Here is a 26,144-nt window from a genome sequence, read left to right on the forward strand (position 1 = left end):
GAAAAGGGAAGGACCCCCGCGCCGATGCCCTTGGCGCGGGGGTCCTTCCGTTGCTCGCGCGTGTCCAGGACGCGAGGGGACGCCTGGTCAGGCGTCGGTCTTGGCGAGGGCCGGGGCGGCCTGCTCGGCGGGGGCGGGGGCGGCCTTGACGGCGCGGATGGCGAAGGGGACGGCGGCGGCGATCAGGCACATCACGCCGGCCACCCAGAAGGCGTTCTGGTAGGCGCTCTCGGTGGGGAGCTGCACCGGCAGCGGAATCGGGAGCTTGAGGGTGTCGCCGGTGAGGATCGCGCTCATCACGGCGGTGCCGATCGCGCCGCCGACGGTGCGCAGGACGGCGTTCATGCCGTTGGCGATGCCGGACTGCTCGGCGGGGACGGCGCCGTTGATGTAGGCGGGCATCGCGGCGTAGGCGAGGCCGACGCCGAGGCCGAAGACCGCGGAGGAGAAGTAGAGGTCGAACTCGGCGCCGTGGCGCAGCGCCAGGTAGGCCATCGAGACGGCGCCGAGGAAGCCGCCGAGGACCAGCGGGAGACGGGGGCCGCGGCGGGCGATCAGCAGGGCGCCGAGCGGGGCGGCGACCATCGAGCCGATCGCGGAGGGCAGCAGCATGATGCCGGCGTGCAGGACGGTGGCGGTGAAGCCGTAGTGGGCGAGCTTCTCCGGGGTCTGCGCGAAGTTGCTGATCACCATGAACGAGCCGTACATGCCGAAGCCGATCAGCAGGCCGGAGAGGTTGGTGAAGGCGACGGCGGGGCGGGCCATCATCGACAGGTCGACCAGCGGGTGGGCGACCTTGGACTCGACCAGGATCCAGAGCAGGGCGACCACGGCGGCGACGGCGAACAGGCCCAGGGTGCGGGTGGACGTCCAGCCCCAGTGGTTGCCCTGGCTGACGGCGATCAGCAGGGCGGAGAGCCAGCCGGCCAGGGTGAGCGCGCCGAGCGGGTCGGCGCCGCCCTCCTTGTCGGTGACCGGGTCGGCGGGCACCCGCAGGACCACCAGCAGGACCGCGATCAGGCCGAAGACCAGGCCCATCCAGAAGATCGACTTGTAGCTCCAGTGCTCCAGCAGCAGGCCGGTGGCGACCAGGCCGAGGCCGGAGCCGACGCCCATCGAGGCGGAGATCGCGGCGACGCCGCCGGTGACCTTGTGCCGGGGCAGCTCGTCGCGGACGATGCTGATCGCCAGCGGCAGCACGCCGCCGCCCGCGCCCTGCAGCACCCGGGCCACCACCAGCCAGGTGAAGGAGTGGGTGGCCACCGCGAGGCCGGAGCCGAGCACCAGGCCGGCCAGCGAGACCAGCAGCATGGGCTTGCGCCCGCGCAGGTCGCCGAAGCGGCCCAGCAGCGGGGTGAGGACCGCGGCGGAGAGCAGGTTGGCGGTCATCAGCCAGGTGACGCTGGAGCCCGAGACGTTCAGCTCGCGGGCCAGGCCCGGCAGGATCGGGACGACCGCGGTCTGCACCACGCTGAACGCCAGCATGGCGAGGATCAGGGCGGGCAGGACCCGGGCGCTGGTGGGCTTGGCGGCCGTGGGGGTGGGCTGTGGTGCCTCACTCACGGGGACTCCTCCGACGGTTGCTTCAGACAGGCGATAGTGCATGAACTGAAATAACTCTGTCGGGAGATGCTTCACTCTGTCAAATATCGATTGGTGAAGCTTTGGCAAAGCGGCGGCCCCGGCCCGCCGAAGCGGGCCGGGGCCGGGCAGTTGGCGGACCGTCAGGAGCGCAGCGGCTCCGGCCGGGCGTGCTCCGAGCTGCCGTTCGCGGCCGACGCCTGGGGCCTGCCCGCGGTCGGCGACTGCGGCTGCGCATTCCACGGCTGGCGCTGCTGCGGCGCCTCGCCGTCCCCGCCGGCGGCCGCGTCGTGCACCTCCACCTGCTCGCGGCGCAGCTCCTCGCGGACCACCTCCTCCTCGGTGTACCGCTCGACCACCAGCCGCACCCGCTCGATCGGCGCCAGGTACTTGCGCACCACCGGGCGCTCCTCGCGCAGCGTGACCTCCTCGACCGCCTCGGCGATCTCCTGCTCGCTCAGCGCCGCCCGCTCCGCGTCCGACACCGGGATCCGCTCCACCCGCACCCGCTCGCGCACCACCGGCACCCGGCGCTCCACCTGCTCGGTGGTCACGTACTTGCGCAGCCGGGTGGTGCCCACCACGTGCCACTCGGTGCTGACGTCGATGCGCTCCTCGCGGCAGGTGATCTCCACCGGCGCGGTCGGCTCCACCGGGGCCGGCTGCGACTGCGACTGCGAGTGAGGCTGGGGCTGCGCCTGCTGTGCCTGCTGCGTCTGCTGTGTCTGCTGGGGCTTGGCCGCGGTGAAGGCGGCCGGTGTGGCGGCAGCGGCGGTCGGGGCCGGGGCCGGGGCCGGGGAGGGGGAGGAGGCGACGGTGCCGAAGTCGCGGTCCGGAGCGGCTGCGGCGGGCGCCGACGCGGGCTCCTGGCGCGGATGCTCCTTCGCGGCCGCCGCCGTCCCCGCCGTCCCGGCCGCCGCCGCTGCCGCGGGCTTCGCCGCCGGACCCGAACCGGCGTCGGCGCCGGTGTCCAGCCCGTAGTAGCGGTACAGCTGCAGCTCCTGGGCCGGCGAGAGGTGCTGGCCCACGCCGAAGTCCGGCGACTCCTTGATCAGCGACTTGTCGTACGGGACGCGCAGCTCGTCGCCCGAGAACTCGCTGGTGGTCAGCGGGACGAAGGCGTCCCGGCCGAAGATCCCGGTGCGGACGGCCGCCCACTCCGGTTCTCCGGTGGCGTCGTCCAGGTACACCTCGTCGACCGTGCCGATCTTGTCACCGTTCCGGTCGACCGCCTTGTGTCCGATCAGGTCGCGCGGATCGATATCGGTCTGCACGCTGTCCTCCAGTCCTGCCGCTCCTCAGGGATGTCCGGGAGGCGGCCGGAGGAGCGTGCCGGGCCGCCACTCCACACCAAACGGCACGTAACGGACGGCGGCACTCCGGACACCGCCGTCCGGGGCAGATCACAGGGCCGCACCGGTGATCCGGGAGGTCCGCGCTGGTAACCTCGGAGGCGACCGCCGAGCCCGCTCGGGAGAGTCCCGAACCGGCCCGAACAGGCCGGACGCGGGACGCCGAAGGAGCAACCCCTCCCCGGAATCTCTCAGGCATCCGTACCGAACGGGACAGGTCACTCTGGAAAGCAGGGCAGGACCGTCGGCACCGGAGCCGACCGGCCCCCGCCCTCGCCGACGGTGCAAGCCGGACGGGCCCCGGCCCGGTCGTGCGAAGCTCTCAGGTACCGATGACAGAGGGGGAGGCTGACGGGTTCGTACGCCCAGGCGCTCCCACGGCCGCCGACCGCGTGCGTACCACCGCCGGTCCGCGACCAGGAGGCCCGACCCCCATGAACGCCCAGCCGACGCTCAGCGACCTTGAGCAGGCCAGCCCCTTCGAGCACCGCCACATCGGTCCCGACAGCGACGCCCAGCAGAAGATGCTGGCCCAGGTCGGCTACGCCTCCCTGGACGAGCTGTCCGACGCCGCCGTCCCCGACGCCATCCGCAGCCTCACCGCGCTCGGCCTGCCCGCCGGCCGCAGCGAGGCCCAGGTGCTCGCCGAGCTGCGCGAACTGGCCAGCCGCAACCAGGTCCTCACCTCGATGATCGGCCTCGGCTACTACGGCACCTTCACCCCGCCGGTCATCCTGCGCAACGTGCTGGAGAACCCGGCCTGGTACACCGCCTACACCCCGTACCAGCCGGAGATCTCGCAGGGCCGCCTGGAGGCGCTGCTCAACTTCCAGACCATGGTCGCCGACCTGACCGGCCTGGACACCTCCGGCTCCTCGCTGCTCGACGAGGGCACCGCCGCCGCCGAGGCGATGGCGCTGGCCCGGCGCGTCACCAAGAACAAGCCCGGCGTCTTCCTGGTCGACGCGGACACCCTGCCGCAGACCCTCGCCGTGATCGAGACCCGCGCCGAACCGACCGGCGTCGAGGTCGTCACCGCCGACCTGAGCGACGGCATCCCCGCCGAGGTCGCCGAGCGCGGCGTGTTCGGCGTGCTGCTCCAGTACCCGGGCGCGTCCGGCGCGGTGCGGGACCTGAAGGCCGTCATCGAGCAGGCGCACGGGCTCGGCGCGGTCGTCGCGGTCGCCGCCGACCTGCTCGCCCTCACCCTGCTGCGCTCGCCCGGCGAGCTCGGCGCCGACATCGCCTGCGGCACCTCGCAGCGCTTCGGCGTCCCGATGGGCTTCGGCGGCCCGCACGCCGGCTACCTCGCCGTGCGCGCCGAGCACGCCCGCAACCTGCCCGGCCGCCTGGTCGGCGTCTCCGTCGACGCCGACGGCAACCGCGCCTACCGGCTCGCCCTGCAGACCCGCGAGCAGCACATCCGCCGCGAGAAGGCCACCTCCAACATCTGCACCGCGCAGGTGCTGCTCGCCGTGATGGCCTCCATGTACGCCGTCTACCACGGCCCCGACGGCCTCGCCGACATCGCCCGCCGCACCCACCGCTACGCCGCCGCGCTCGCCGCGGGCCTGCGCGCGGGCGGCGTCGAACTCGCCCACGACACCTTCTTCGACACCGTCACCGCGGTCGTCCCGGGCCGGGCCGACGAGGTCGTGGCCGCGGCGCTGGCCGGCGGCGTCAACGTGCACCGGACCGACGGGGACCGGGTGTCCGTGTCGTGCGACGAGACCACTACCCGCGAGCACCTGGCGGCCGTGTTCGCCGCGTTCGGGGTGTCGGCCGAGGTCGCCGAGGACGCGGACGCGCTGCCGGCCGGGCTGCTGCGCGAGGACGAGTACCTCACCCACCCGGTCTTCCACAGCCACCGCTCCGAGACCGCCATGCTGCGCTACCTGCGCCGGCTCTCCGACCGGGACTACGCGCTCGACCGCGGCATGATCCCGCTGGGCTCCTGCACCATGAAGCTCAACGCGACCACCGAGATGGAGCCGGTCACCTGGCCCGAGTTCGGGCAGCTGCACCCGTTCGCGCCGGTGGAGCAGGCCGAGGGCTACCTGACGCTGATCCGCGGGCTGGAGCAGCAGCTGGTCGAGGTCACCGGCTACGACGCGGTGTCGATCCAGCCGAACGCCGGGTCGCAGGGCGAGCTGGCCGGTCTGCTCGCGGTGCGGGCCTACCACCGGGCGAACGGCGACACCCAGCGCGACGTCTGCCTGATCCCCTCGTCGGCGCACGGCACCAACGCGGCCTCGGCGGCGATGGCCGGCATGCGGGTCGTCGTGGTCAAGACGCTCGTCGACGGCGACGTGGACGTCGAGGACCTGAAGGCGAAGATCGCCCAGCACGGCGAGCAGCTGGCCGTCCTGATGGTCACCTACCCGTCCACCCACGGCGTGTTCGAGACCCAGATCACCGACATCTGCGCGCTCGTCCACGAGGCCGGCGGCCAGGTCTACGTCGACGGCGCCAACCTCAACGCGCTGGTCGGCCTCGCCAAGCCCGGCAAGTTCGGCGCGGACGTCTCGCACCTGAACCTGCACAAGACCTTCTGCATCCCGCACGGCGGCGGCGGCCCCGGCGTCGGCCCGGTCGCGGTGCGCTCGCACCTCGCGCCGTACCTGCCCAACCACCCGCTGCAGGCCGAGGCCGGCCCCGCGACCGGCGTCGGACCGATCTCGGCCGCGCCCTGGGGCTCGGCGGCGATCCTGCCGATCTCCTGGTCGTACGTCCGGCTGATGGGCGGCGAGGGCCTCAAGCGCGCCACCCAGGTGGCCGTGCTGAACGCCAACTACATCGCCAAGCGGCTCGCCCCGCACTACCCCGTGCTCTACACCGGCCCCGGCGGGCTGGTCGCGCACGAGTGCATCATCGACCTGCGGCCGCTCAGCAAGGAGACCGGCGTCAGCGTCGACGACATCGCCAAGCGGCTCATCGACTACGGCTTCCACGCGCCGACCATGTCGTTCCCGGTCGCCGGGACGCTGATGATCGAGCCGACCGAGTCCGAGGACCTGCACGAGATCGACCGCTTCTGCGAGGCGATGATCGCCATCCGCGGCGAGATCGAGAAGGTCGGCGCGGGCGAGTGGGCGGCGGACGACAACCCGCTGCGCAACGCCCCGCACACCGCGTCGATGCTGGCCGGCGAGTGGGCGCACCCGTACACCCGCGAGGAGGCGGTCTTCCCGGCGGGCGTCAACCCGGCGGACAAGTACTGGCCGGCGGTGCGACGCATCGACGGCGCGTACGGGGACCGGAACCTGGTGTGCTCGTGCCCGCCGATGGACGAGTACGACGCGTAGCTGACGGCGGAAGCCGCCCGCTGGGGGAGTTCTCTCGGTTGGGCGGCTTCTTGCGTGTGGCCTTCCGCTGCGCGCAGTTCCCCGTGCCCCTGGCGGGGCGGGGGAGGGGAGACGCCTTCGGCGGGGAGAGGGGGGAGGGGGAAAGACGGAAGCCGCCCGCCGGGGGAGTTCTCTCGGTCGGGCGGCTTCTGCGTGTGGCCTTCCGCTGCGCGCAGTTCCCGGCGCCCCTGGCGGGGCGGGGGAAAAGGGGGCGGGTCAGGAGTAGACGGGGCCGGTGAACTTCTCGCCGGGGCCGGAGCCGGGGGCGTCGGGGACGAGGGAGGCCTCGCGGAAGGCGAGCTGGAGGGAGCGGAGGCCGTCGCGGAGGGGGGCGGCGTGGAAGTTGGAGATCTCGGGGGCTCCGGCGGTGACCAGGCCGGCCAGGGCGGTGATGAGCTTGCGGGCCTCGTCGAGGTCCTTGTCGGCCTCGCCGCCCTCGGCGAGGCCGCACTTGACGGCGGCGGCGCTCATCAGGTGGACGGCGACGGTGGTGATCACCTCGACGGCGGGGACCTCGGCGATGTCGCGGGTCAGGTCGTCGAAGCCGAGGGCCTGGTCGGACTCGGACTCGTGCGCGTGGTCGGGCTGGCTGGTCAAGGTGTCACTCCGGGGGTGCTGGTGCGAAAGCGCAGTACGGAAGGAGCGTACAAGGCGGGTGGGAGGGGGTCGGAATACCGGTCGGGCCCGGAACGCTGGTATGATTCGAGACTGACCGGCCAGGCGACCCTTCGGGGTGCCCGGCCAGCAAGTGGAGGCTCCACTCCAGGAGGCCCGAGAGGGCAACCGCGACAGTCTCCCACCTGATCGGCCGAAGGGCCGACGGGTCCGGTCCGTGGCGAGCGCCGCAAGGATTGTTCGCTGCCAGTGGTGTCCGCCAGGACATCCCGGAACGTGTGGAGCCCCGCCTGTACCGTGCGGGGCTTTTTTCGTGCGTTCGGTGCTCCTGCCAGGCGGCAGGGCGGCAGCGGAGCATGAATGAAGCCCCGCCCAGTGGTCGAAAACCACTACGTGCGACCGCCGCCCGACGGCCGCATCGGAAAAGGTGCAACCGAGGAGGCCCCATCAGCACCGAGCCCCGCATCAACGACCGGATTCGCGTCCCCGAGGTGCGACTCGTCGGTCCCAGCGGCGAGCAGGTCGGCATCGTCCCGCTCGCGAAGGCGCTGGAGCTTGCCCAGGAGTACGACCTGGACCTGGTCGAGGTCGCCGCCACGGCGCGCCCGCCGGTGTGCAAGCTCATGGACTACGGCAAGTTCAAGTACGAGTCGGCCATGAAGGCCCGTGAGGCGCGCAAGAACCAGGCGCACACGGTCATCAAGGAGATGAAGCTCCGGCCGAAGATCGACCCGCACGACTACGACACCAAGAAGGGTCACGTCGTCCGGTTCCTCAAGCAGGGCGACAAGGTCAAGATCACGATCATGTTCCGCGGTCGTGAGCAGTCCCGCCCCGAGCTGGGCTTCCGACTGCTGCAGCGGCTCGCGGACGACGTCCAGGACCTGGGCTTCGTGGAGTCCGCTCCGAAGCAGGACGGCCGAAACATGATCATGGTTCTCGGCCCGCACAAGAAGAAGACCGAGGCCATGGCCGAGGCCCGCGCCGCCGCTGACGCCCGCAAGGCGGAGCGGCTGGGTCGCGGACCGGCCGCGGACCAGGCGGACGACGTCGAGGACGAGGTCGAGGTGGCGGAGGTCGAGGAGACCGAGGCTGCCGAGACCGCCGACCCCGCGGACGACGCCGCCGAGGCCGCCGAGGTCGAGCAGCCCGCCGAGGCTGCCCAGGACGCCTGAGCCTTCGGGCTCGGGCGGCCGGGGAGCCGAGGCACCCGGTTCCGGGGCGTCCCGCCCTGGAGACGAGATCCATCCAGTTCCGGCCCGCACCGTACGGTGCGGGCCGGAACGGACCGACGAGGAGATACGGCGACATGCCGAAGCAGAAGACGCACAGCGGCGCCAGCAAGCGCTTCAAGATCACTGGCTCCGGGAAGGTGCTGCGCGAGCGTGCCGGCCGTCGCCACCTGCTCGAGCACAAGCCCTCGACGCTGACCCGCAAGCTGGCCGGCACCGTTGAGCTGGCCCCGGGCGACGCGAAGAAGATCAAGAAGCTTCTCGGCAAGTGATCGCCCGCCCGCGACCGGGTCGCGGGCACCAGCTGATCCTTCCCGACCGAATCGAATAACGGACCGCCGGCACGATCCGAGGTCCGGAACCAAGGAGTAATGAAGTGGCACGCGTCAAGCGGGCAGTGAACGCCCACAAGAAGCGCCGGGTCATCCTCGAGCGGGCCTCCGGCTACCGCGGTCAGCGTTCGCGCCTGTACCGCAAGGCCAAGGAGCAGGTCACCCACTCGCTCGTCTACAACTTCAACGACCGCAAGAAGCGCAAGGGCGACTTCCGCCAGCTCTGGATCCAGCGCATCAACGCCGCTGCCCGTGCCAACGGCATCACCTACAACCGCTTCGTCCAGGGCCTCAAGGCCGCGGGCGTCGAGATCGACCGCAAGATGCTGGCCGACCTCGCGGTGAACGACACCGTGGCGTTCCACGCCCTGGTCGAGGTCGCCCAGAAGGCGCTCCCGGCGGACGTCAACGCCCCCAAGGTCGCCGCCTGATCCAGGCGCTCGCCCTGAAAGCGTTCCCCGGACCCGCAGGCCGCCCGGCCTGCGGGTCCGTCGCGTACCGCGCCCCCGCCCGCCCGTGACGAAGATCGTGAGCATGAGCACCGAGACCCCCCTGCTGACCTCCCTGCGCTCCCCGCGCGTCGTCGCCGCCCGCCGCCTCGCCAAGCGCAGCCAGCGCGGCAAGGAGCGGCGCTTCCTGGCCGAGGGCCCGCAGGCGGTGCGGGAAGCGGTGGCGTTCGGGCGGCTGCCGGACGGCGAGCACGCCGTGGTGGAGGTGTACGTGACGGCGGAGGCCGCCGGGCGGCACGCCGAGATCGTGGCCGGGGCGCGGGAGGCCGGGCTGCCGGTGCTGACCGCCACCGAGGAAGTGGTCGCGGACATCTGCGACACCGTCACCCCGCAGGGCATCGTCGCGCTGTGCCGGTTCATCGACACCCCGTTCGAGCAGGTGCTGGCGGCCCGGCCCCGGCTGGTCGCGGTGCTCGCGCACGTGCGCGACCCCGGGAACGCGGGCACCGTGCTGCGGACCGCGGACGCGGCCGGGGCGGACGCGGTGGTGCTGACCGACGCCTCGGTGGACCCGTACAACCCGAAGGCGGTGCGGGCGTCCGTCGGGAGCCTGTTCCACCTGCCGGTGGCGACCGGGGTGCCGGTCGAGGAGGCGGTGGCGCGGCTGCGGGCGGCCGGGGTGCGGGTGCTGGCGGCGGACGGCGCGGGGGAGCGCGACCTCGACCAGGAGCTGGACGAGGGCACCCTGGAGGGCCCGTGCGCCTGGGTGTTCGGCAACGAGGCGTGGGGCCTGCCGGAGGAGACCCGCGCGCTGGCGGACGAGGTGGTGCGGGTGCCCATCCACGGGCACGCGGAGAGCCTGAACCTCGCCACGGCGGCCGCCGTGTGCCTGTACGCCTCCGCGCGCGCCCAGCGCTCCCACAGCGGGTGTCGCGCCGAGGGCCCGGCGCGCTAGGGTCGGTTCCTGGGCCTGCGAGGGGGCGGGCGGGGAGGACACCCATGGGCGGCGTCAACTGGGCACCGGTCGAACCTGACGACCTGCCGGACGGGCTGGTGGTCGCGGACGGGCAGGGCCGGGTGGTGGTCTTCAACCGGGCCGCGGAACGGATCACCGGCCGCTCGGCGCGCGGTGCGATCGGCGTGCCGCTGGAGCGGGCGCTGCCGCTGGAGGACCTGGACGGCCGCCGCTGGTGGCGGCTCACCGACCCGTACGGCGGGCTCGCGGTGCGCACCGGGCAGCCCGAGCGGAACCTGCTGCTGGACGGGCGCGAGGTGCTGGTGTGCGCCAGGTACGTGCGCGACGCGCCGCGCGGTCCGGTGCGGCAGGTGGTGGTGACGCTGCGCGGCACCGAGGCGCGGCGGCGTACCGAGCGCTCGCACGCCGAGCTGATCGCCACCGTCGCGCACGAGCTGCGCTCCCCGCTGACCAGCGTCAAGGGCTTCACGGCGACGCTGCTGGCCAAGTGGGAGCGGTTCAACGACGGCCAGAAGCGGGTGATGCTGGAGACCGTCGACGCGGACGCCGACCGGGTGGTGCGGCTGATCGCCGAACTGCTGGACATCTCCCGGATCGACGCCGGCCGGCTGGAGATCCGCAAGCAGCGGATCGACCTGGCCGCGGCCGTGCACCGGCACGTGGCCGGGAAGGTGGCCGCCGGGATCCCCGCCGAGCGCTTCGACATCCGGGTGGCCGGGCCGCCCGCCGAGCAGTGGGGCGACCCGGACAAGCTCGACCAGGTGCTGGCCAACCTGCTGGAGAACGCGGTGCGGCACGGCGAGGGCACCGTGACCATCGAGGTCGGGCCGGCGCGGGAGCTGGTGGAGACGCCCGGGACGCCGCCGCGGGCGGTGGAGGGCACCGCGGTGACCGTCAGCGACCAGGGCGCGGGCATCCCGGAGGAGGCGATGCCGCGGGTGTTCACCCGGTTCTGGCGCGGCTCCAGGCGCGGCGGCACCGGCCTGGGCCTGTACATCGTGAAGGGCATCGTGGAGGCGCACGGCGGGGTGGTCCGGATCAGCCGGGCCGACGGCGGCGGCGCCCGGTTCCGGTTCGTGCTGCCCGCGGGCGTCCCCGACTTCATGCTCTGAGCCGCCCGGCGCCGCGGTCCGTCGCGGTGGGGGGTCGCGGCCTGCGACTACACTCGACCCTTGGCGTTCTTGGACGCCCGGCGACGCAGCAGACCTGATCACGAGCAGGAGCACGGGAAAGATAGAGATGTCGGCACCCAATAAGTCGTACGACCCGGTCGAGGTCGAGGCCCTCAAGCCCGAAGTGGTGGAGCAGGCCCGGGACGAGGCGATCGCCGCCTTCGCCGCCGCCGCCGACCTCGACGAGCTCAAGCAGGCGAAGGTCGCGCACACCGGCGACCGCTCCCCGCTGTCGCTCGCCAACCGAGAGATCGGCGCCCTGCCCCCGCAGGCCAAGGCCGCCGCGGGCAAGCTGATCGGCCAGGCCCGCGGCGCCGTCAACCAGGCCCTGGCCAAGCGCCAGGTCGAGCTGGAGGCGGAGCGCGACGCCCGGGTGCTGGTCGAGGAGGCGGTGGACGTCACCCTGCCGTACGGCCGCGTGCCGCGCGGCGCCCGGCACCCGCTGACCACGCTCGCCGAGCGGATCGAGGACACCTTCGTCGCCATGGGCTACCAGGTGGCGTCCGGCCCCGAGGTCGAGGCGGAGTGGCTGAACTTCGACGCCCTCAACCTGCACGCCGACCACCCGGCCCGCTCGATGCAGGACACCTTCTTCGTCGAGGCGCCCGACGGCACCGCCGACTCCGGCATGGTGCTGCGCACCCAGACCTCGCCGGTGCAGATCCGCGCGATGCTGGCCGGCGAGCCGCCGCTGTACGCGGTCAGCCCCGGCCGGGTGTACCGCACCGACGAGCTGGACGCCACGCACACCCCGGTGTTCCGCCAGGTCGAGGCGATCGCGGTGGACGAGGGCCTGACCTTCGGCCACCTCAAGGGCACCATCGAGGTGCTGGTGGAGAAGCTGATCGGCGGCGGCCTCGAACTGCGCTGGCGCCCCTCGTACTTCCCGTTCACCGAGCCCAGCGCCGAGATCGACCTGCAGTGCTTCGTGTGCCGCGGCGCCTCGGTGGGCAACCCCGACCGCCCGTGCCGGACCTGCTCCTCGGAGGGCTGGATCGAGCTGGGCGGCTGCGGCGTGGTCAACCCGCGGGTGCTGGTCGCCGCGGGCATCGACCCGAACCGCTACAGCGGATTCGCGTTCGGCCTGGGCCTGGAGCGGATCCTGATGAACCGTCACAACGTCGCCGACATGCGCGACATGGTCGAGGGTGACGTCCGCTTCACCCTCCCGTTCGGGATGGAGATCTGATGCGCGTCCCGCTTTCCTGGCTGCGCGAGTACGTCGACCTGCCGGCGGGCGAGACCGGCCGCGACGTCGCGGCCCGGCTGGTCCGCGCGGGGCTCGAGGTGGAGACCGTCGAGCAGCTCGGGGCCGACATCAAGGGCCCGCTGGTGGTCGGCGAGGTGCTCTCCATCGACGAGCTGACCGGCTTCAAGAAGCCGATCCGGCACTGCTTCGTCAACGTCGGCGCCGCCAACGGCACCGGCGAGCCGCAGGAGATCGTCTGCGGCGCCACCAACTTCCAGGTCGGCGACAAGGTCGTGGTGATCCTGCCCGGCGGCGTGCTGCCCGGGCCGTTCCCGATCTCCGCCCGGCAGACCTACGGCCACACCTCGGCCGGCATGATCTGCTCCGCCCGCGAGCTCGGCATGGGCGACGACCACAACGGCATCATCGTGCTGCCGCCCGAGTTCGAGGCCGGCACCGACGCCCTCGAACTGCTGCAGCTGGTCGACGAGGTGCTCGACATCGCGGTCACCCCGGACCGCGGCTACTGCCTGTCGATGCGCGGCGTGGCCCGCGAGGCCGCCGCCGCGTACGGCCTGCCGCTGGCCGACCCGGCGCTGCTGGACGTGCCGCCGGCCAACGCGTACGGCTACCTGGTGAAGGTCGCCGACCCGGTGGGCTGCGACCGCTTCGTGGCGCGCACCGTCACCGGCGTCGACCCGGGCGCGAAGTCGCCGATCTGGCTGCAGCGCCGCCTGCAGAAGGCCGGGATCCGCCCGATCTCGCTGGCCGTCGACATCACCAACTACGTGATGCTGGAGGTCGGCCAGCCGCTGCACGCCTACGACCGCAGCCGGGTGGACGGGCCGATCCAGGTCCGCCGGGCGGCCGAGGGCGAGACGCTGACCACGCTGGACGGCGTGAAGCGCAAGCTGTCCGCCGAGGACCTGCTGATCTGCGACAACTCCGGTCCGATCGGCCTGGCCGGCGTGATGGGCGGCGCCACCACCGAGATCCTCGACCCGGTCGTCGACGCCGAGACCGGCGCCGTCACCGGCACCACCGAGATCATCATCGAGGCCGCGCACTTCGAGCCGGTCGCCATCGCCCGCGCCGCCAAGCGCCACAAGCTGCCCTCCGAGGCGTCCAAGCGCTTCGAGCGCGGCGTCGACCCGGAGGCCGCCCGGGCCGCCGCGCAGCGCGCCGTCGACCTGCTGGTGCTGATCGCCGACGGCACCGCCGAGGCCGGGGTCACCGACATCGCGGCCCCGCACCCGGTGCGCACCATCCCGATCGACGCGGACCTGCCCGACCGGGTCGCCGGCGCCGAGTACGGCCGCGAGACCGTCACCCGCCGCCTGCAGGAGGTCGGCTGCTCGGTCGTCGGGGCGGACGTCCTGGAGGTCACCCCGCCGTCCTGGCGGCCCGACCTGACCGACCCGTACGACCTCGCCGAGGAGGTCATCCGGCTGGAGGGCTACGACAACGTCCCGGCCCGGATGCCGGTCACCCCGCCCGGGCGCGGCCTGTCCGAGGCGCAGCGCTTCCACCGGCGGGTCGGCGTGGCGCTGGCCGGCGCGGGCTACGTGGAGATCAACGCGTACCCGTTCGTCGGCGACGCCTCCTTCGACGGCCTCGGGCTGGACGCGGACGACGCGCGCCGCCGCACCGTCAAGCTGGTCAACCCGCTGAACGACGCCGAGCCGGCGCTGCGCACCACGCTGCTGCCGGGCCTGCTGGGCGCGCTGCGGCGCAACGTGGGGCGCGGCAACACCGACCTGGCGATCTTCGAGACCGGCACGGTGTTCCTGCCCAAGGCCGAGCCGAAGGTCGCGCCGCGGCTGCCGGTGGACCGCCGCCCGAGCGAGGAGCAGCTCGCCGAGCTGGACGCCGCCCTGCCCGACCAGCCGCGCCGGGTCGCCGTCGCGCTGACCGGTGAGCGGCTGCCGTCCGGCTGGTGGGGCAAGGGCGCGCCGTCCGGCTGGGCGGACGCGGTCGAGGCGGCCCGGGTGGTCGCCGCCGCCGCGGGCGTCGAACTGACCGTCCGCCAGGCGCAGTACGCGCCGTGGCACCCGGGGCGCTGCGCCGAGCTGCTGGTCGGCGAGGAGGTCGTCGGCCACGCCGGCGAGCTGCATCCGCGGGTCGTCAAGGCGCTGCACCTGCCGGAGCGCACCAGCGCGATGGAGCTCGACCTGGACCTGCTGTTCGAGGACGGCCGCCGGGTCTCCGGCCCGCCGGTCTCCGCCTACCCGGTGGCGACCCAGGACGTGGCGCTGATCGTGGACGCGGCCGTGCACGCCGCGGACGTGGAGGCGGCGCTGCGCGAGGGCGCGGGCGAACTGCTGGAGTCGCTGCGGCTGTTCGACGTGTTCACCGGCGAGCAGGCGGGTGCGGGCAAGAAGTCGCTGGCGTACACGCTGCGCTTCCGCGCCACCGACCGGACGCTGACGGCCGACGAGGCGTCGGCGGCCCGGGCGTCGGCGGTCGCGGTGGCCGGTGAGCGCACCGGCGCGGTGCTGCGCGGGGCCTGACGGCCTGCCGGAGCCCCGTCGCGCCCCCGGGTGGGGGAGCGGCGGGGCTCCGTCGTTCCCGGGGAAACCCGGGCGGGGGCGGGGCGTCGAGTGGTAGATTTTCCCCCGTAGGCCTTCGAACGCGCCCCCGCGGCAGCGTCGGAGGCTTTTTTCATGACTGGTCATGGGTATCTGGCGCTGCTGCGGCAGCGGGAGTTCGCGGGGCTGTACACAGGTTTCACGCTGCTGGCGGGGGCCGGGACGCTGTCCGGGTTCGCGCTGGGCACGCTGGTGCGGGCGCGCACCGGGGCGCCGTTCCTGACGGCGGTGAGCATGTACGGGTCGTCGTTCACGGCGGTGCTGGGCGCGTTGACGCTGATGTCGCTCGCGGACGGGGCGCGGCCGCGCCGGACGCTGGTGGCGCTGCACCTGCTGGCGCTGGCGGCGACGCTGGCGCAGGCGGTGCCGGGGCTGCCGCTGGCGGCGCGGTTCGCGCTGCTGCTGGGGGTGGGGCTCTTCCAGTCGCTGGGGACGGGGACGCGGATGGGCCTGCTGGCGGAGATCGTGCCGCCGGACGGGTACGCGCCCGCCAGGTCGCTGATGAACGTCACGGCGGGCGGGGCGTCGGTGCTCGGGTTCGCGCTGGGCGGGGCGCTGCTGACAGTGCTGACGCCGTACCAACTGCTGGGCGCGGCAGCCGGGTTGACGGCACTGGCGGCGCTGGTGGTGGCGGCGACGGTGCGGGAGCGGTCGGTGCGGCCGCCGCGCCGGCCCGGGCTGCGGGAGACCTGGCGGGGCAACGTCGAGCTGCTGGGCCGGCCGGGGCGGCGGGCGCTGCTGCTGAACCTGTGGGTGCCCAACGGGCTGGTGGTGGGCTGCGAGGCGCTGTTCCTGCTGTACGCGCCGGCGGCGGCCGGGACGCTGCTGGCGGCGAGTTCGGCCGGGATGCTGGTGGGTGACCTGGTGGTGGGCCGGCTGCTGGACGCGGCCCGGCGGGCCCGGCTGGCGTACGGGCTGCGGCTGCTGCTGGCGGGGCCGTTCCTGCTGCTGGCGGCCCGGCCGCCGGTGTGGGCGGCGGCGCTGGCGGTGGGGGTGGCGGGCGTCGGGTTCGCGGCGACGCTGCCGTTGCAGGAGCGGCTGCTGGCGTTGACGCCGCAGGCCGTGCGGGGGCAGGTGCAGGGCGTGGAGTCGGCGGGGCGGATCGCTTGGCAGGGCGTGGGCGCGGCGCTGGCGGGCACCCTGGCACAGCTGGTGGAGGTGCGCTGGGCGATCGGGGCGCTGGCGGCGGTGTCGCTGCTGGTGACGGTGGTCTCGCGGCCGGCGGTGGTGCGGGAGGCGGCGGTGGCGGTGCGGCCCGGAGTGCCGGGGACGGTGGCGGCGGGCGGGATGTGACGTGGCGTCGGGGGCGGCGGTGGCGCGCGGGGTGTGACGTGGCGTCGGGGGCGGTGGCCGCGGGCGGGGTGTGGCGCGGCGTCAGGCGGAGGAGTGGGTGAACGTCTTGTGGGCGGCGGCGGTGCGGTGGGTGAACGGCCGGGCGGCGGGCCGGTTCTCGGCGCCGGCCCCGCAGGTCTCCGGCCGGTCCGGCGCCGGTCGTCCGCGGGCCCGGTGGCCAGCGGTTTCCCGGGCGGGCCGGGGTGCGGGCGGTTCGGCGCGGACGGGGCGGGGGAGGGCAGGGGGGTGACGGGGCGTCGGGCCGTTCGGGCGGATCTCTTGGCCCGGATGCGGTCGGACGTCTTGCGGGAGCGTGATGCGGACGCTTCAATCCTTGTTAGGAAACTTTCCTAACCCTCATCTGTGGGCACCCCCTTGCCCGCAGCCGGCAGACGGAGCGTCAGAATGCACCCCAGCAAGCACCGCACCGCCCGCACCGCCCGGGCCGCCCTCGCCCTCCTGGTCGGCGCCCTCCCGCTGACCCTGGCCGCGGCCGGGACCGGCCACGCCGCCACCCCGGCGGCGGCCGGCGCGAGCACCGTGGCGGTGGCCGCGGTCGGGCTGGACGACCCGGCGAAGAAGGAGATCGCCATGGAGCTGGTCTCCTCGGCCGAGAACTCCTCGCTCGACTGGAAGGCCCAGTACAAGTACATCGAGGACATCGGCGACGGCCGCGGCTACACCGCGGGCATCATCGGCTTCTGCTCCGGCACCGGCGACATGCTCGAACTGGTGCAGCACTACACCGACCTCAAGTCCGGCAACGTGCTGGCCAAGTACCTGCCCGCGCTGAAGAAGGTCAACGGCAGCGACTCGCACTCCGGCCTCGGCAGCGCCTTCGTCAACGACTGGAGGACCGCCGCCAAGGACACCGTCTTCCAGCAGGCCCAGAACGACGAGCGCGACCGGGTGTACTTCAACCCCTCGGTCAAGCAGGCCAAGGCGGACGGGCTGCGCGCGCTCGGCCAGTTCGTCTACTACGACGCGATCGTGATGCACGGCCCGGGCACCAGCTCCGACAGCTTCGGCGGGATCCGCGCCGCCGCCATGAAGAAGGCCAAGACCCCGGCCCAGGGCGGCGACGAGGCCACCTACCTGAACGCCTTCCTGGACGCCCGCAAGGTGATCATGAAGCAGGAGGAGGCGCACGCCGACACCAGCCGGGTCGACACCGAGCAGCGGGTCTTCCTGAACGCCAAGAACTTCGACCTCAACCCGCCGCTCAAGTGGAAGGTCTACGGCGACCCGTACCAGATCAACGCCTGACCGCCCCGCTCCGCTCCGTCCGCACGGCCCTGCACCGCACCGTCCCGCACCGCCCTGCACCGCCCGAACGGCCCGGCGCCCGCGCGCCGGGCCGTTCGGCGCGCTCCGGCCGCCCGTTCGATTCGCTGACGCACCGTCAACACGCTTGCTCCGCACGGTGGTTACAGATCGGACACATTCCGGGCGGGCGGCCCCGGCGGCTCGTAGCGTCGGCCCCGAACCGTGTCCGTCCGGAGGGGAGACCATGCGCACCCGAGCGATCGCCACCGCCGCCTGCCTGGCCGCCGCAGCCTCGGCCCTGGCCCTGGCGCTGGTTCTGGCCCTGGCGGGCTGCGGGCGGAGCGGCGAGGCCGGGGCGCAGCGCGCGGAGGACGCCGCGCGGGCCGCGCTCGGCGACGTCGAGGTCACCGCCTGCCGGGTGGACGACGAGCTGCAGTGGCCCGCCGCCACCGTCCGGATCACCAACCACGCCGCCACCACCAGCAGTTACGTGGTGCAGATCGCCTTCGAGGACGGCTCCGGCCGGCAGGTCACCGAGGGCGTCGCCGCCGCCGGCTCGCTCCCGCCCGGCCAGGACACCCTCGAACAGGCCCAGGGCACCGCCGACCCGCACGGCCCGGTCAGCTGCCGGATCGCCGACGTGGTCCGCTACGCCGGTCCGTGACGGCGCCCGGCACCGGGCCGCGCCCCCACGAAGTGGGAACGGCCCGGCGGCGCGGCGTCAGGAGGCGGTGTAGTCGTAGAAGCCGCGGCCGGACTTGCGGCCCAGCAGACCCGCGTCGACCATCCGGGACAGCAGCGGCGGGGCCGCGTACAGGGGCTCCTTGTACTCGTCGTACATCGACTCGGCGATCGAGACGATGGTGTCCAGGCCGATCAGGTCGCACAGCCGCAGCGGGCCCATCGGGTGGGCGCAGCCGGCCTCCATGCCCTTGTCGATGTCGGCGGCGGTGGCCACGCCCGACTCGAACATCCGGACCGCGGAGAGCAGGTAGGGCACCAGCAGGGCGTTGACCACGAAACCGGCCCGGTCGCGGGCCCGGATCGGCTCCTTGCCGAGCGCCTCGACGGTGAACTGCTCGGCGCGGGTGGTGGTCTCGGCGGAGGTGGTCAGGGTCGGGATGACCTCGACCAGCTTCTGCACCGGCGCCGGGTTGAAGAAGTGCAGGCCGATCACCTGCTCGGCGCGGGTGGTCGCGGCGGCGAGCTTCACGATCGGGATGGAGGAGGTGTTGGAGGCCAGGATCGCGTCCCGCCGGGTGATCACCTGGTCCAGCGTGCGGAAGATCGCCACCTTGACGTCCTCGCGCTCGGCGACCGCCTCGACCACCAGGTCACGGTCGTGGAAGTCGGCGAGCTCGGTGGTGAACGACAGCCGGGCCAGCGCCGCGTCCCGGTCCTCCTCCGACAGCTTGCCGCGCCGCACCGCGGTCTCCAGCGAGTTGGTCACCCTGGTGCGCCCCAGTTCGAGGGCCTCGCCGCTGTTCTCCGAGACCAGCACGTCCAGGCCGGAACGGGCGAAGACCTCGGCGATGCCCGACCCCATGAGGCCGCAGCCGACTACTCCGACGCGCGCGATGTCGCTCACTCAAATGCCCTTCGGGAGGAGCCGGGGGTCACCCGGCCGGGGGTGTCGCGGGCGCCGTGGCCCGCCCGGACGACGGTACTACCTGCCTTAACGCCCGTTCACATCGGTGCGTGCCGGGAAGCGGCCCGCACCCGGGGCTCGGCCGGACGGGTGAGCGTCGGCGGTGCGCCGCGCGCGCTTCCCCGCGCGCCCCGAGGCGGGGACCAGAATGCGGGGGTCCAGCCGGAGGAGGGAGCAGGCAGATGGGGACGGGATCACTCGCCGGACAGGTCGGACTGGTCACGGGGGCGGGGCGCGGCATCGGCCGGGAGATCGCCGTCGGACTGGCCGCCGAGGGCATGGCCGTCGGCCTGGTCGGCCGCACCCAGGACAAGCTGATCGCCACCCTCAAGGAGTGCGTGCGGCACGGCGCCCGCGGCGTCGCCGTCACCGCCGACGTCACCCGACCCGGCGCCGTCCGGGAAGCCGTCCGCTCGATCGAGCGCGACCTCGGCCCCGTCGACCTGCTGGTCAACAACGCCGGGCAGGTCGACCGGGCCGAAGTGCCGGTCTGGGAGACCGACCCCGCCCAGTGGTGGCAGGTCGTCGAGACCAACCTGCGCGGCCCCTACAACCTGCTGCGCAACGTCCTGCCCGGCATGGTGCGGCGCGGCCGCGGCCGGGTGGTCAACCTCAACAGCGGCTTCGCGCTGCGCCCCGACGGCCACTACACCGCCTACGCCACCTCCAAGGGCGCGCTGCTGCAGCTCTCCGACAACATCGCCGACTCGGTCGGCGAGCACGGCGTCGTGGTGCTCGACATCAGCCCCGGCGCGGTCGCCACCGAGATGACCGCCGGCATGGAGATGTTCCGGGACATGAAGGCCTGGGGCTCCATCCCGTACATGGTCGCCGTCACCGTCGACGCCGCCCGCGGCCGCTTCGACGGGCTGCACGGGCGCTTCCTGCACGCCGGGCGCGACAACCTGGAGACCCTGGTCGCCTCCGCCGCCACCATCCGCTCCACCGACGCCCGCACGCTGCGGCTGCGCCCGTACGGGCCGGACGACCCGATGGGGTGAACGGCGCGACGGGAGGCCGGCGCTAGGGGAGGTCGAGCAGGGCGGCCAGCTCGGCGTCCGGGAGGGAGCCCACCGGGCGGCCCTCGCGGGCGAAGGCGGCGGCCAGGCGCTGCAGGGCCGCGTTGAGCGGGGTCGGCACGCCGTGCAGGCGGCCCAGCAGGACGACCTCGCCGTTCAGGTGGTCGGCCTCGATGTCGCCGGTGCCGCGCGCCAGCGACTGCCAGGACGAACCGCCGCCGCGCACCGCGCCCTCCAGCGGCACCAGCACCACCCGGTCGCCGCGCCGGGCCCGCTGCTCCTCCTCGGACGGGTGGGCGATCCCGGCGGCCGCCAGCACCGCCTCGCCCTCGGCCCGCGCCCGCCGCCACACCCGCATCCGCAGCTCGCCGTCGATCGGACCGGCCACCGCCTCCAGCGCGTTGCCCAGGTTGCTCAGCAGCTTCGCGTACTTCCAGGCCATCACGTCCGCGCTGACCGGCGCGTCGAAGTGAGAGTCCGCCAGGTCGGCGGCGACGCGGGACGCCAACTCGTCCGCGCCGTGCGGGTACCGGCCCAGGTGCAGCATGCCCGAACGCGGCGAGCCCGCCGCCGAGACCCGGCCCGGCTCCAGGTGCGTGGACGGCAGCCACACGCACATCCCGTACACCCGGGCGAAGCGGCGCAGCGCCAGCCGCTCGTTCTCCACGCCGTTCTGGGCGCACACCAGCGGCAGCCGCTCGCCCGCCGTCCCGCCGCCCGCGACCGGGCGGGGCGCCCACTGGTCGAGCAGGGCCGCCGAGTGCTGGGTCTTCACCGCCAGCACCAGCACGTCGTCCGGCGCCAGTTCGACCTCCTCGGGGCCGCCGACCGCCGGGACCGCCAGCCGGTGGGTGCCGTCCGGGACGGTCAGCCGCAGGCCCTCGGCGCGCAGCGCCGCCAGGTGCGGGCCGCGGGCGACCAGGACCACCTCGCGCCCGCTCTGGTGGAGGCGTCCGCCGATGGTGCCGCCGACCGCGCCGGCGCCCAGCATGATGTAGCGCATGTCCCGAGCATCGCACGGGCGGGGAGCCGGACGGTGGGGCGGGGCGGGGCGGGGTGAGGTGGGGCGGCGTGAAGGCGGGTTGAGGGCGGGTCAGGCGCAGAGTTCGGAGGCCGTCACCGCGTGGAGGCCCTGCCCGGCCAGGCCGTCCAGGATGGCCGGCAGCGCGGTGACCGTGCCCGGGTGGCCCATGTGCAGGGCGACCACCGAACCGGCCGCCGCCGACTTCAGCACCCGGCGGGTCACCGCGTCCGCGCCCGGGTCCGCGTAGTCGCGCGGGTCGACGTCGAAGGACAGCACGTGCGCGTAACCGACCTGCTGGGCCTGCTCCTTCACCATCGCGTTCGCGTACTGCGCCGCGGACGGCCGGAACCAGCGGCCGATCGACCCGGTCAGGCGCTGCAGCCGCTGTGCGCACTGCGCTATCTCCTCGTGCGCCTGCTCCGGGCGCATCGAGCAGATGTCCAGGTGGTTCTGGGTGTGGTTGCCCAACTCGTGGCCGCCGGACAGGATCCGCTGCGCGATCTGCGGCTGCTCGTCCAGCCAGCTGCCCACTGCCAGCACGGTCAGCCGGGCGCCGCGCTGCTCGGCGGCCTCCAGCAGCGCGGTGGCGATCGCCGGATCGCCCTGCCCGTGGAAGGTCAGCGCCAGCTGCGGCCGGCTGCGCGGGCCGGTCACCACCTCCTGCGGGGTGTCCGCGGCCAGCGGGGGCAGCGCGAACGGGGTTGCGGAGGGCGAGGGCGACGGCGAGGCGCTCGCGCTCGGGCTCGGCGACTCGGTCAGGTGCTCGGGCTGCGGGCGGGCCGCCACCGAGGGGCCGTTCGCACCGTGGCCGTCGGAGGGGCCGCCGCACGCGGCGACGAGGCCGCCGGCGGCGCTCAGCGCGGCCAGGCGGGAGGCGGAACGCAGAACACTGCGGCGGTCGACTGTCATCGCGGCCAGCCTAAGCGGATGCCGCGTCCGGGCGGCAACGGTGGCCGCCCGGACGAGTGGCCGCCCCGCGGGGAGGTGACGGGGCGTGAGCGGTGGGGGTGGTGAGGGCGGCGGGGGGCTGCGGGCTGTGAGGACGGGGACAGCGGGGTGGCGAGGGCGGCGGGGCCGCCGGGGCGTCAGGTGGCCGCTGCGCCGAACAGCAGGGCGCCGGTGACCAGGGCGGCGCCCAGCAGTTGGAGCGGGGTGGGGGCGGTCGCGGTCAGGGCCGCGCCGGAGAGGGTGGCGGTGAGCGGGATCAGGCCGCCGAACAGGCCCGCCCGGTCGGCCGGGAGCACGGTCAGCGCCGAGTACCAGAGCAGGAACGCCCCGCAGGTCAGCACCGGCCCGAGGTAGAGCAGCGCGAGCAGCTCCCCGCCGGTCGGCATCCGCAGCGCCGCCGGGGAGAGGGCCGCCGCCACGGCGAACAGCGGCACCGCGAGCAGGGTGGTGTACGCCGACACCCGGACCGGGCCGAGCCGCGGCAGCAGCGGGACGGCCAGCAGCGAGAAGGCCGCCTCGCACAGCAGGGTGCCGGTCGCGTACAGCAGGCCGAGCGCGTCGCCGTGGCCGAAGCCCTGGGTGAGCGCCGCGCCGCACACCACCAGGACGGCCGCCGCCAGCAGCCGGGCCGCCGGGCGGCGGCGGGCCAGCAGCGGACCGGCCACCCCGAGCAGCAGCGGGGTGCAGCCGACCACGCTGCCGACCACCGCCGGGTCGGTGTGCCGCAGCGCGGCGACCAGCAGCAGGTTGAACCCGAACAGGCCGGTGGCGGACAGCGCCAGCAGCAGGGCGAGTTCACGGGGCGTCAGCCGGTGCGCGAGCCGCGGTCGGCGACGGGCCAGCGGCAGCAGGATCGCCGCCGCCAGGGTGTAGCGCAGCGCCTGGCCGCCGGCCAGCGGATAGGACGAGAACGCGGCGGTCACGCCGGTGGAGGCGCCCAGCACGGACATCGCGCCGGCCGCGCGCAGGGTGCCGGTCAGGTGCGGGGAGCGGCCGCGGGGCAGCGCGGCGGCGGGGGCCGGGACGGCGGCGGGGGCCGGGACGGGGGCGGTGGTGTCGGTCACGGGTTCCACGCTAGGAGCCGGGTGGTCCGGTTCACAGGGCCACTTGGGGGGCTGAGGAGAGGACCAATCGGGGGTGGGGGATGGGATGCTGGGTGGGCTGGTCGGTCGGTCGGTCGATGCGAGGTGGTCGGGGTGCGGGAGCTGTTGATCGCGTGGGAGCCGGGGGGCGGGGAACTGGCCGGGCGGCTGGTGCGGTCGCTGCGGGCGGCGGTGCGCGAGGGGCGGCTGGCGGGTGGGGCGCGGTTGCCGGCGAGCCGGGTGCTGGCGGCGGAGCTGGGGGTCTCGCGCGGGGTGGTGGTCGAGGCGTACGAGCAACTGGCCGCCGAGGGCTACCTGGTGGGGCGGCAGGGGTCGGGGACCAGGGTCGCGGAGGGGGTGGCGGTGGAGCGGCCGGGGGAGGCGGTGCGGGTGCCGGCGGCCGAGCCGCGGTACGACCTGAAGCCGGGGACGCCCGACCTGGGGGCGTTCCCGCGGGCGGCCTGGGCGGGGGCGGTGCGGCGGGCCCTGCAGGGGGCCGCGAACCGGGACCTGGGGTACGGCGATCCGGCCGGACTGCCGCAGCTGCGCGGTGAGTTGGCGGCGTACCTGGGCCGGGTGCGGGCGGTGGCGGCGGGGCCGGAGCGGGTCGCGGTCATCAGCGGGGTGGGGCAGGGGCTGGCGCTGCTGGTCGGGCTGCTGGCCCGGCACGGGCGGCGGCGGATCGCGGTGGAGGACCCGGGATCGCCCGGCACGCTGGGCCTGCTGCGCGCCCACGGGGTCGAGCCGGTCGGCGTCCCGGTCGACCAGGAGGGCCTGGTGGTACGGGAGTTGGCGGCGAGCGGGGCGGACGCGGTGCTGGTCACCCCGGCCCACCAGTACCCGACCGGGGTCGCGCTGTCGGCCCGTCGCCGGACCGAACTCGCCGGCTGGGCGCGGGCGGGCGGGCTGGTGGTGGAGGACGACTACGACGCCGAGTTCCGCTACGACCGCGAACCGCTGGGGGCCGTCCAGGGGTTGGCGCCCGAGCGGACGGTGTACCTGGGCTCGCTCAGCAAGACCCTGGCACCAGGGCTGCGGCTGGGCTGGGCGGTGCTGCCCGGCTGGCTGGCCGAGGACTTCCGGCAGGCCAAGCAGTACGCCGACCTCGGCACCGGCGCGGTCGACCAACTCGCCTTCGCCGCCCTGCTGGAGAGCGGCGGCTACGACCGCCACCTGCGCGCCGTCCGCCCCCGCTACCGGGCCCGCCGGGACGCCCTGGTCGGCGCGCTGCGCGAACACCTCCCGCAGGCCGGGCTGCGCGGCGTCGCCGCCGGGCTGCACCTGTACGCGGACCTGCCGCGGGCGTGGACGAGCGGGAGCTGGCCGGGGCGGCGCTGCGGCGCGGGGTGCGGATCGCACCGGTCGGGCCCGGCCGGCTGGCCCCGGGCGGGGCGGCCGTCGCGCTCGGGTACGCGGGCCTGGCCGAGCAGCGGCTGCGCGAGGCGGCGGCGCTGCTCGGTGCGGCCTGCCGGGAGGTGGGCTGACAGGGGGACAGGTCGCCGGGGAATCTCCTGACGGTCCGTCAGGAGATGGGCGCGAGCTGGTCGGTGGCGATCACTATCACCACCGCGACCACGGCGAGCACCGCCGTCAGGTTGATCGCCTGGACGAGTCCGCGCTGCTGCCGCGGCGCGTAGCCGAGGGCGGCGCCGGCCGCCAGGCCGGTGAGCAGGCCGCCCAGGTGGCCCTGCCAGGAGGCGAAGCCGCGGAGAGGACCATCCACAGCACCAGGGTGATCATCATCTGGTTGCCGCCGAGCGGGTCGTAGCCCTGGCGGCGGCTGAGCACCCAGTACCCGCCGGCCAGGCCGAAGACCGCGCCGGAGGCGCCCACCGCCAGGGAGTGCGGGGCGAGCCAGTAGATCGTCGCGGAGGAGCCCAGCGCGGACAGCAGGTACAGCGCGAGGAAGCGCAGCACGCCGAGCCGGTCCTCGACCACCCGGCCCAGGTTCCACAGCCAGTACATGTTGAACACGATGTGCAGGATGCCCCATCGGCCAGGTGGTCGGCCCGAGGTGCAGGAACGCGCCGGTGAGCAGCCGCTCCCACTCGCCGTGCGCGATGCCCGACAGGTGCGGCACGTACGTGACGGGGTCGTAGTCCGCGGGCGGGGCCAGCACGCCCGAGCCGAGCACCCCGAACCGGTCGAGGGTCTCCGGCCGGACCAGCTCGACCAGGTACGCGGCCACGTTCAGCGCGATCAGCGCGACGGTCGCGTACGGGCGGGCGGTGATCCGGCCGCCGAACGCCGTCCGGGCCTGGCGGGCGCCCTGGTGCCCGGACTTGACGCACTCCACGCACTGGTAGCCGACCGCCGCCTCGCGCCGGCAGTCCGGGCAGGCGTTGCGGTCGCAGCGGGTGCAGCGGACGTACGACTCCCGGCCGGGGTGCCGGAAGCAGGTCGGTGCCGCCCCGGGGGCCTGGGCCCCCGGGACGGGGTGCGCGGCGTCCATGGACGTGGGCCCTCCCCTGTGCGGTGGCGCTCGGCCGCGGGGGCGTCCACGGCGAGGTTCCACGGCGAAACGGCGCTCACCCTAGAGCACGGTGCGGACGGTGCGTGCACCAGGGGAGGACGGGGTCGGGGGCGGCCGGGCTCGGGGGTGGGCGGTGTCAGGGGTGGGGCGGCAGGTCGATCACGGCGACGGCGTCCGGGCGGGCGACGGCGAGGCGGGTGCCGTCCGGGCTGAGGGTGGCGATCGGGGAGGGGACGTGGGTGACGCCGAAGCACAGGTCCTTCTGCGGGAGTTCGGCCTCGGGCCGCTCGGCGAGCACCGTGCCGCGCTCGGCCCAGACCGCCGCGTACCGTCCGGACGGCGAGAGCGCCGCCCGGTCGAACGGGAAGCCCCAGCGGACCGGGGTGTCCCGCTCCGTTCCGTCCGGGGCCCAGCGCCGGCCGCCGCCCACCAGGTCGACCAGGTCGTCCCCGTCCCAGACCAGTGACTCCACGCCGCCCCGGACCGGGACCGTCCGTACCGCCGTCATCGCTCGTCCCCACC

21 protein-coding genes, 1 pseudogene and 1 riboswitch are annotated in these 26,144 nt (G+C 74.4%); of the genes and pseudogenes, 13 read left to right on the forward strand and 9 right to left on the reverse strand.

The genetic code is table 11. The features are described 5' to 3' along the window. Positions 1-87 precede the first annotated feature (87 nt). Entirely contained in the window at positions 88-1,563 is a 1,476-nt protein-coding gene (locus EDD39_RS18085) for an MFS transporter (protein WP_123557321.1), read from the reverse strand. Positions 1,564-1,724: 161 nt separating this feature from the next. Then, on the reverse strand, positions 1,725-2,855 hold the full coding sequence (locus EDD39_RS39630; protein WP_123557323.1) for a PRC and DUF2382 domain-containing protein: 1,131 nt from the start codon (positions 2,853-2,855) through the stop codon (positions 1,725-1,727). Positions 2,856-3,042: 187 nt separating this feature from the next. Then, positions 3,043-3,150: riboswitch (glycine riboswitch) on the forward strand. Positions 3,151-3,367: 217 nt separating this feature from the next. On the opposite strand from EDD39_RS39630, the gene gcvP reads away from it, so the two are divergent. Next, positions 3,368-6,238 (forward strand): aminomethyl-transferring glycine dehydrogenase, encoded by a 2,871-nt coding sequence (gcvP, locus tag EDD39_RS18095; protein ID WP_123557325.1) that lies wholly within the window; start codon positions 3,368-3,370, stop codon positions 6,236-6,238. Between the two features lie 255 nt (positions 6,239-6,493). Here gcvP and EDD39_RS18100 read toward each other — a convergent pair whose 3' ends face one another. Then, a complete protein-coding gene (locus tag EDD39_RS18100; protein WP_030464248.1) occupies positions 6,494-6,874 on the reverse strand; it encodes a DUF1844 domain-containing protein in 381 nt (126 codons plus the stop codon). A 509-nt stretch (positions 6,875-7,383) separates the two neighbouring features. On the opposite strand from EDD39_RS18100, the gene infC reads away from it, so the two are divergent. The 10 genes from infC (at position 7,384) to EDD39_RS18150 (ending at position 18,092) form a co-directional block, all read left to right on the forward strand. Continuing rightward, entirely contained in the window at positions 7,384-8,067 is a 684-nt protein-coding gene (gene infC, locus EDD39_RS18105; protein ID WP_425269699.1) for a translation initiation factor IF-3, read from the forward strand. A 134-nt stretch (positions 8,068-8,201) separates the two neighbouring features. Next, positions 8,202-8,396: a 50S ribosomal protein L35 gene (gene rpmI, locus EDD39_RS18110; protein WP_014134668.1), complete on the forward strand. Its 195-nt coding sequence runs from the start codon at positions 8,202-8,204 to the stop codon at positions 8,394-8,396. 104 nt (positions 8,397-8,500) lie between these two features. Then, a complete protein-coding gene (gene rplT, locus EDD39_RS18115; protein WP_030464250.1) occupies positions 8,501-8,887 on the forward strand; it encodes a 50S ribosomal protein L20 in 387 nt (128 codons plus the stop codon). Between the two features lie 103 nt (positions 8,888-8,990). Next, entirely contained in the window at positions 8,991-9,860 is an 870-nt protein-coding gene (locus tag EDD39_RS18120; RefSeq protein ID WP_123557328.1) for a TrmH family RNA methyltransferase, read from the forward strand. Between the two features lie 44 nt (positions 9,861-9,904). Continuing rightward, on the forward strand, positions 9,905-10,993 hold the full coding sequence (locus EDD39_RS18125; protein ID WP_123557330.1) for a sensor histidine kinase: 1,089 nt from the start codon (positions 9,905-9,907) through the stop codon (positions 10,991-10,993). 127 nt (positions 10,994-11,120) lie between these two features. Beyond that, on the forward strand, positions 11,121-12,242 hold the full coding sequence (gene pheS, locus EDD39_RS18130; protein ID WP_030464253.1) for a phenylalanine--tRNA ligase subunit alpha: 1,122 nt from the start codon (positions 11,121-11,123) through the stop codon (positions 12,240-12,242). Then, positions 12,242-14,752 (forward strand): phenylalanine--tRNA ligase subunit beta, encoded by a 2,511-nt coding sequence (gene pheT, locus EDD39_RS18135; RefSeq protein ID WP_123557332.1) that lies wholly within the window; start codon positions 12,242-12,244, stop codon positions 14,750-14,752. Before pheS ends, pheT begins: the two co-directional genes overlap by 1 nt. 153 nt (positions 14,753-14,905) lie before the next feature. Continuing rightward, positions 14,906-16,123 (forward strand): MFS transporter, encoded by a 1,218-nt coding sequence (locus tag EDD39_RS18140; protein WP_123557334.1) that lies wholly within the window; start codon positions 14,906-14,908, stop codon positions 16,121-16,123. 444 nt (positions 16,124-16,567) lie between these two features. Continuing rightward, entirely contained in the window at positions 16,568-17,428 is an 861-nt protein-coding gene (locus EDD39_RS18145) for a chitosanase (protein ID WP_123557336.1), read from the forward strand. Positions 17,429-17,672: 244 nt separating this feature from the next. Then, on the forward strand, positions 17,673-18,092 hold the full coding sequence (locus EDD39_RS18150; RefSeq protein ID WP_123557338.1) for a hypothetical protein: 420 nt from the start codon (positions 17,673-17,675) through the stop codon (positions 18,090-18,092). 57 nt (positions 18,093-18,149) lie between these two features. Here EDD39_RS18150 and EDD39_RS18155 read toward each other — a convergent pair whose 3' ends face one another. After that, positions 18,150-19,016, reverse strand: coding sequence for a 3-hydroxybutyryl-CoA dehydrogenase (locus EDD39_RS18155; protein ID WP_123557341.1), 867 nt, complete (start codon positions 19,014-19,016; stop codon positions 18,150-18,152). Positions 19,017-19,258: 242 nt separating this feature from the next. Between EDD39_RS18155 and EDD39_RS18160 the strand changes: the two genes are divergently transcribed. After that, positions 19,259-20,077: an SDR family NAD(P)-dependent oxidoreductase gene (locus EDD39_RS18160; protein WP_123557342.1), complete on the forward strand. Its 819-nt coding sequence runs from the start codon at positions 19,259-19,261 to the stop codon at positions 20,075-20,077. A 22-nt stretch (positions 20,078-20,099) separates the two neighbouring features. Here EDD39_RS18160 and EDD39_RS18165 read toward each other — a convergent pair whose 3' ends face one another. The 3 genes from EDD39_RS18165 to EDD39_RS18175 all read right to left on the reverse strand — a co-directional run bounded on the left by EDD39_RS18165 (position 20,100) and on the right by EDD39_RS18175 (position 23,131). Further along, positions 20,100-21,098, reverse strand: a complete 999-nt coding sequence (locus EDD39_RS18165; RefSeq protein ID WP_123557345.1) for a ketopantoate reductase family protein — start codon at positions 21,096-21,098, stop codon at positions 20,100-20,102. Between the two features lie 90 nt (positions 21,099-21,188). Then, the gene (locus EDD39_RS18170; protein WP_123557347.1) at positions 21,189-22,028 is read right to left on the reverse strand and encodes a polysaccharide deacetylase family protein; all 840 of its coding nucleotides are present in this window, start codon (positions 22,026-22,028) and stop codon (positions 21,189-21,191) included. Between the two features lie 176 nt (positions 22,029-22,204). Then, positions 22,205-23,131: a DMT family transporter gene (locus EDD39_RS18175; RefSeq protein ID WP_123557349.1), complete on the reverse strand. Its 927-nt coding sequence runs from the start codon at positions 23,129-23,131 to the stop codon at positions 22,205-22,207. A 132-nt stretch (positions 23,132-23,263) separates the two neighbouring features. Between EDD39_RS18175 and pdxR the strand changes: the two genes are divergently transcribed. Next, entirely contained in the window at positions 23,264-24,664 is a 1,401-nt protein-coding gene (gene pdxR / locus EDD39_RS18180) for a MocR-like pyridoxine biosynthesis transcription factor PdxR (RefSeq protein WP_244256779.1), read from the forward strand. 7 nt (positions 24,665-24,671) lie between these two features. On the opposite strand, the pseudogene EDD39_RS18185 reads toward pdxR, so the two are convergent. Both EDD39_RS18185 and EDD39_RS18190 read right to left on the reverse strand, forming a co-directional pair. Next, positions 24,672-25,601, reverse strand: a pseudogene (locus tag EDD39_RS18185) (rhomboid family intramembrane serine protease). A 157-nt stretch (positions 25,602-25,758) separates the two neighbouring features. Beyond that, positions 25,759-26,130, reverse strand: coding sequence for a hypothetical protein (locus tag EDD39_RS18190; protein ID WP_123557351.1), 372 nt, complete (start codon positions 26,128-26,130; stop codon positions 25,759-25,761). Positions 26,131-26,144: the final 14 nt, after the last annotated feature.

It is taken from the genome of Kitasatospora cineracea, assembly GCF_003751605.1.
GTDB lineage: Bacteria > Actinomycetota > Actinomycetes > Streptomycetales > Streptomycetaceae > Kitasatospora > Kitasatospora cineracea.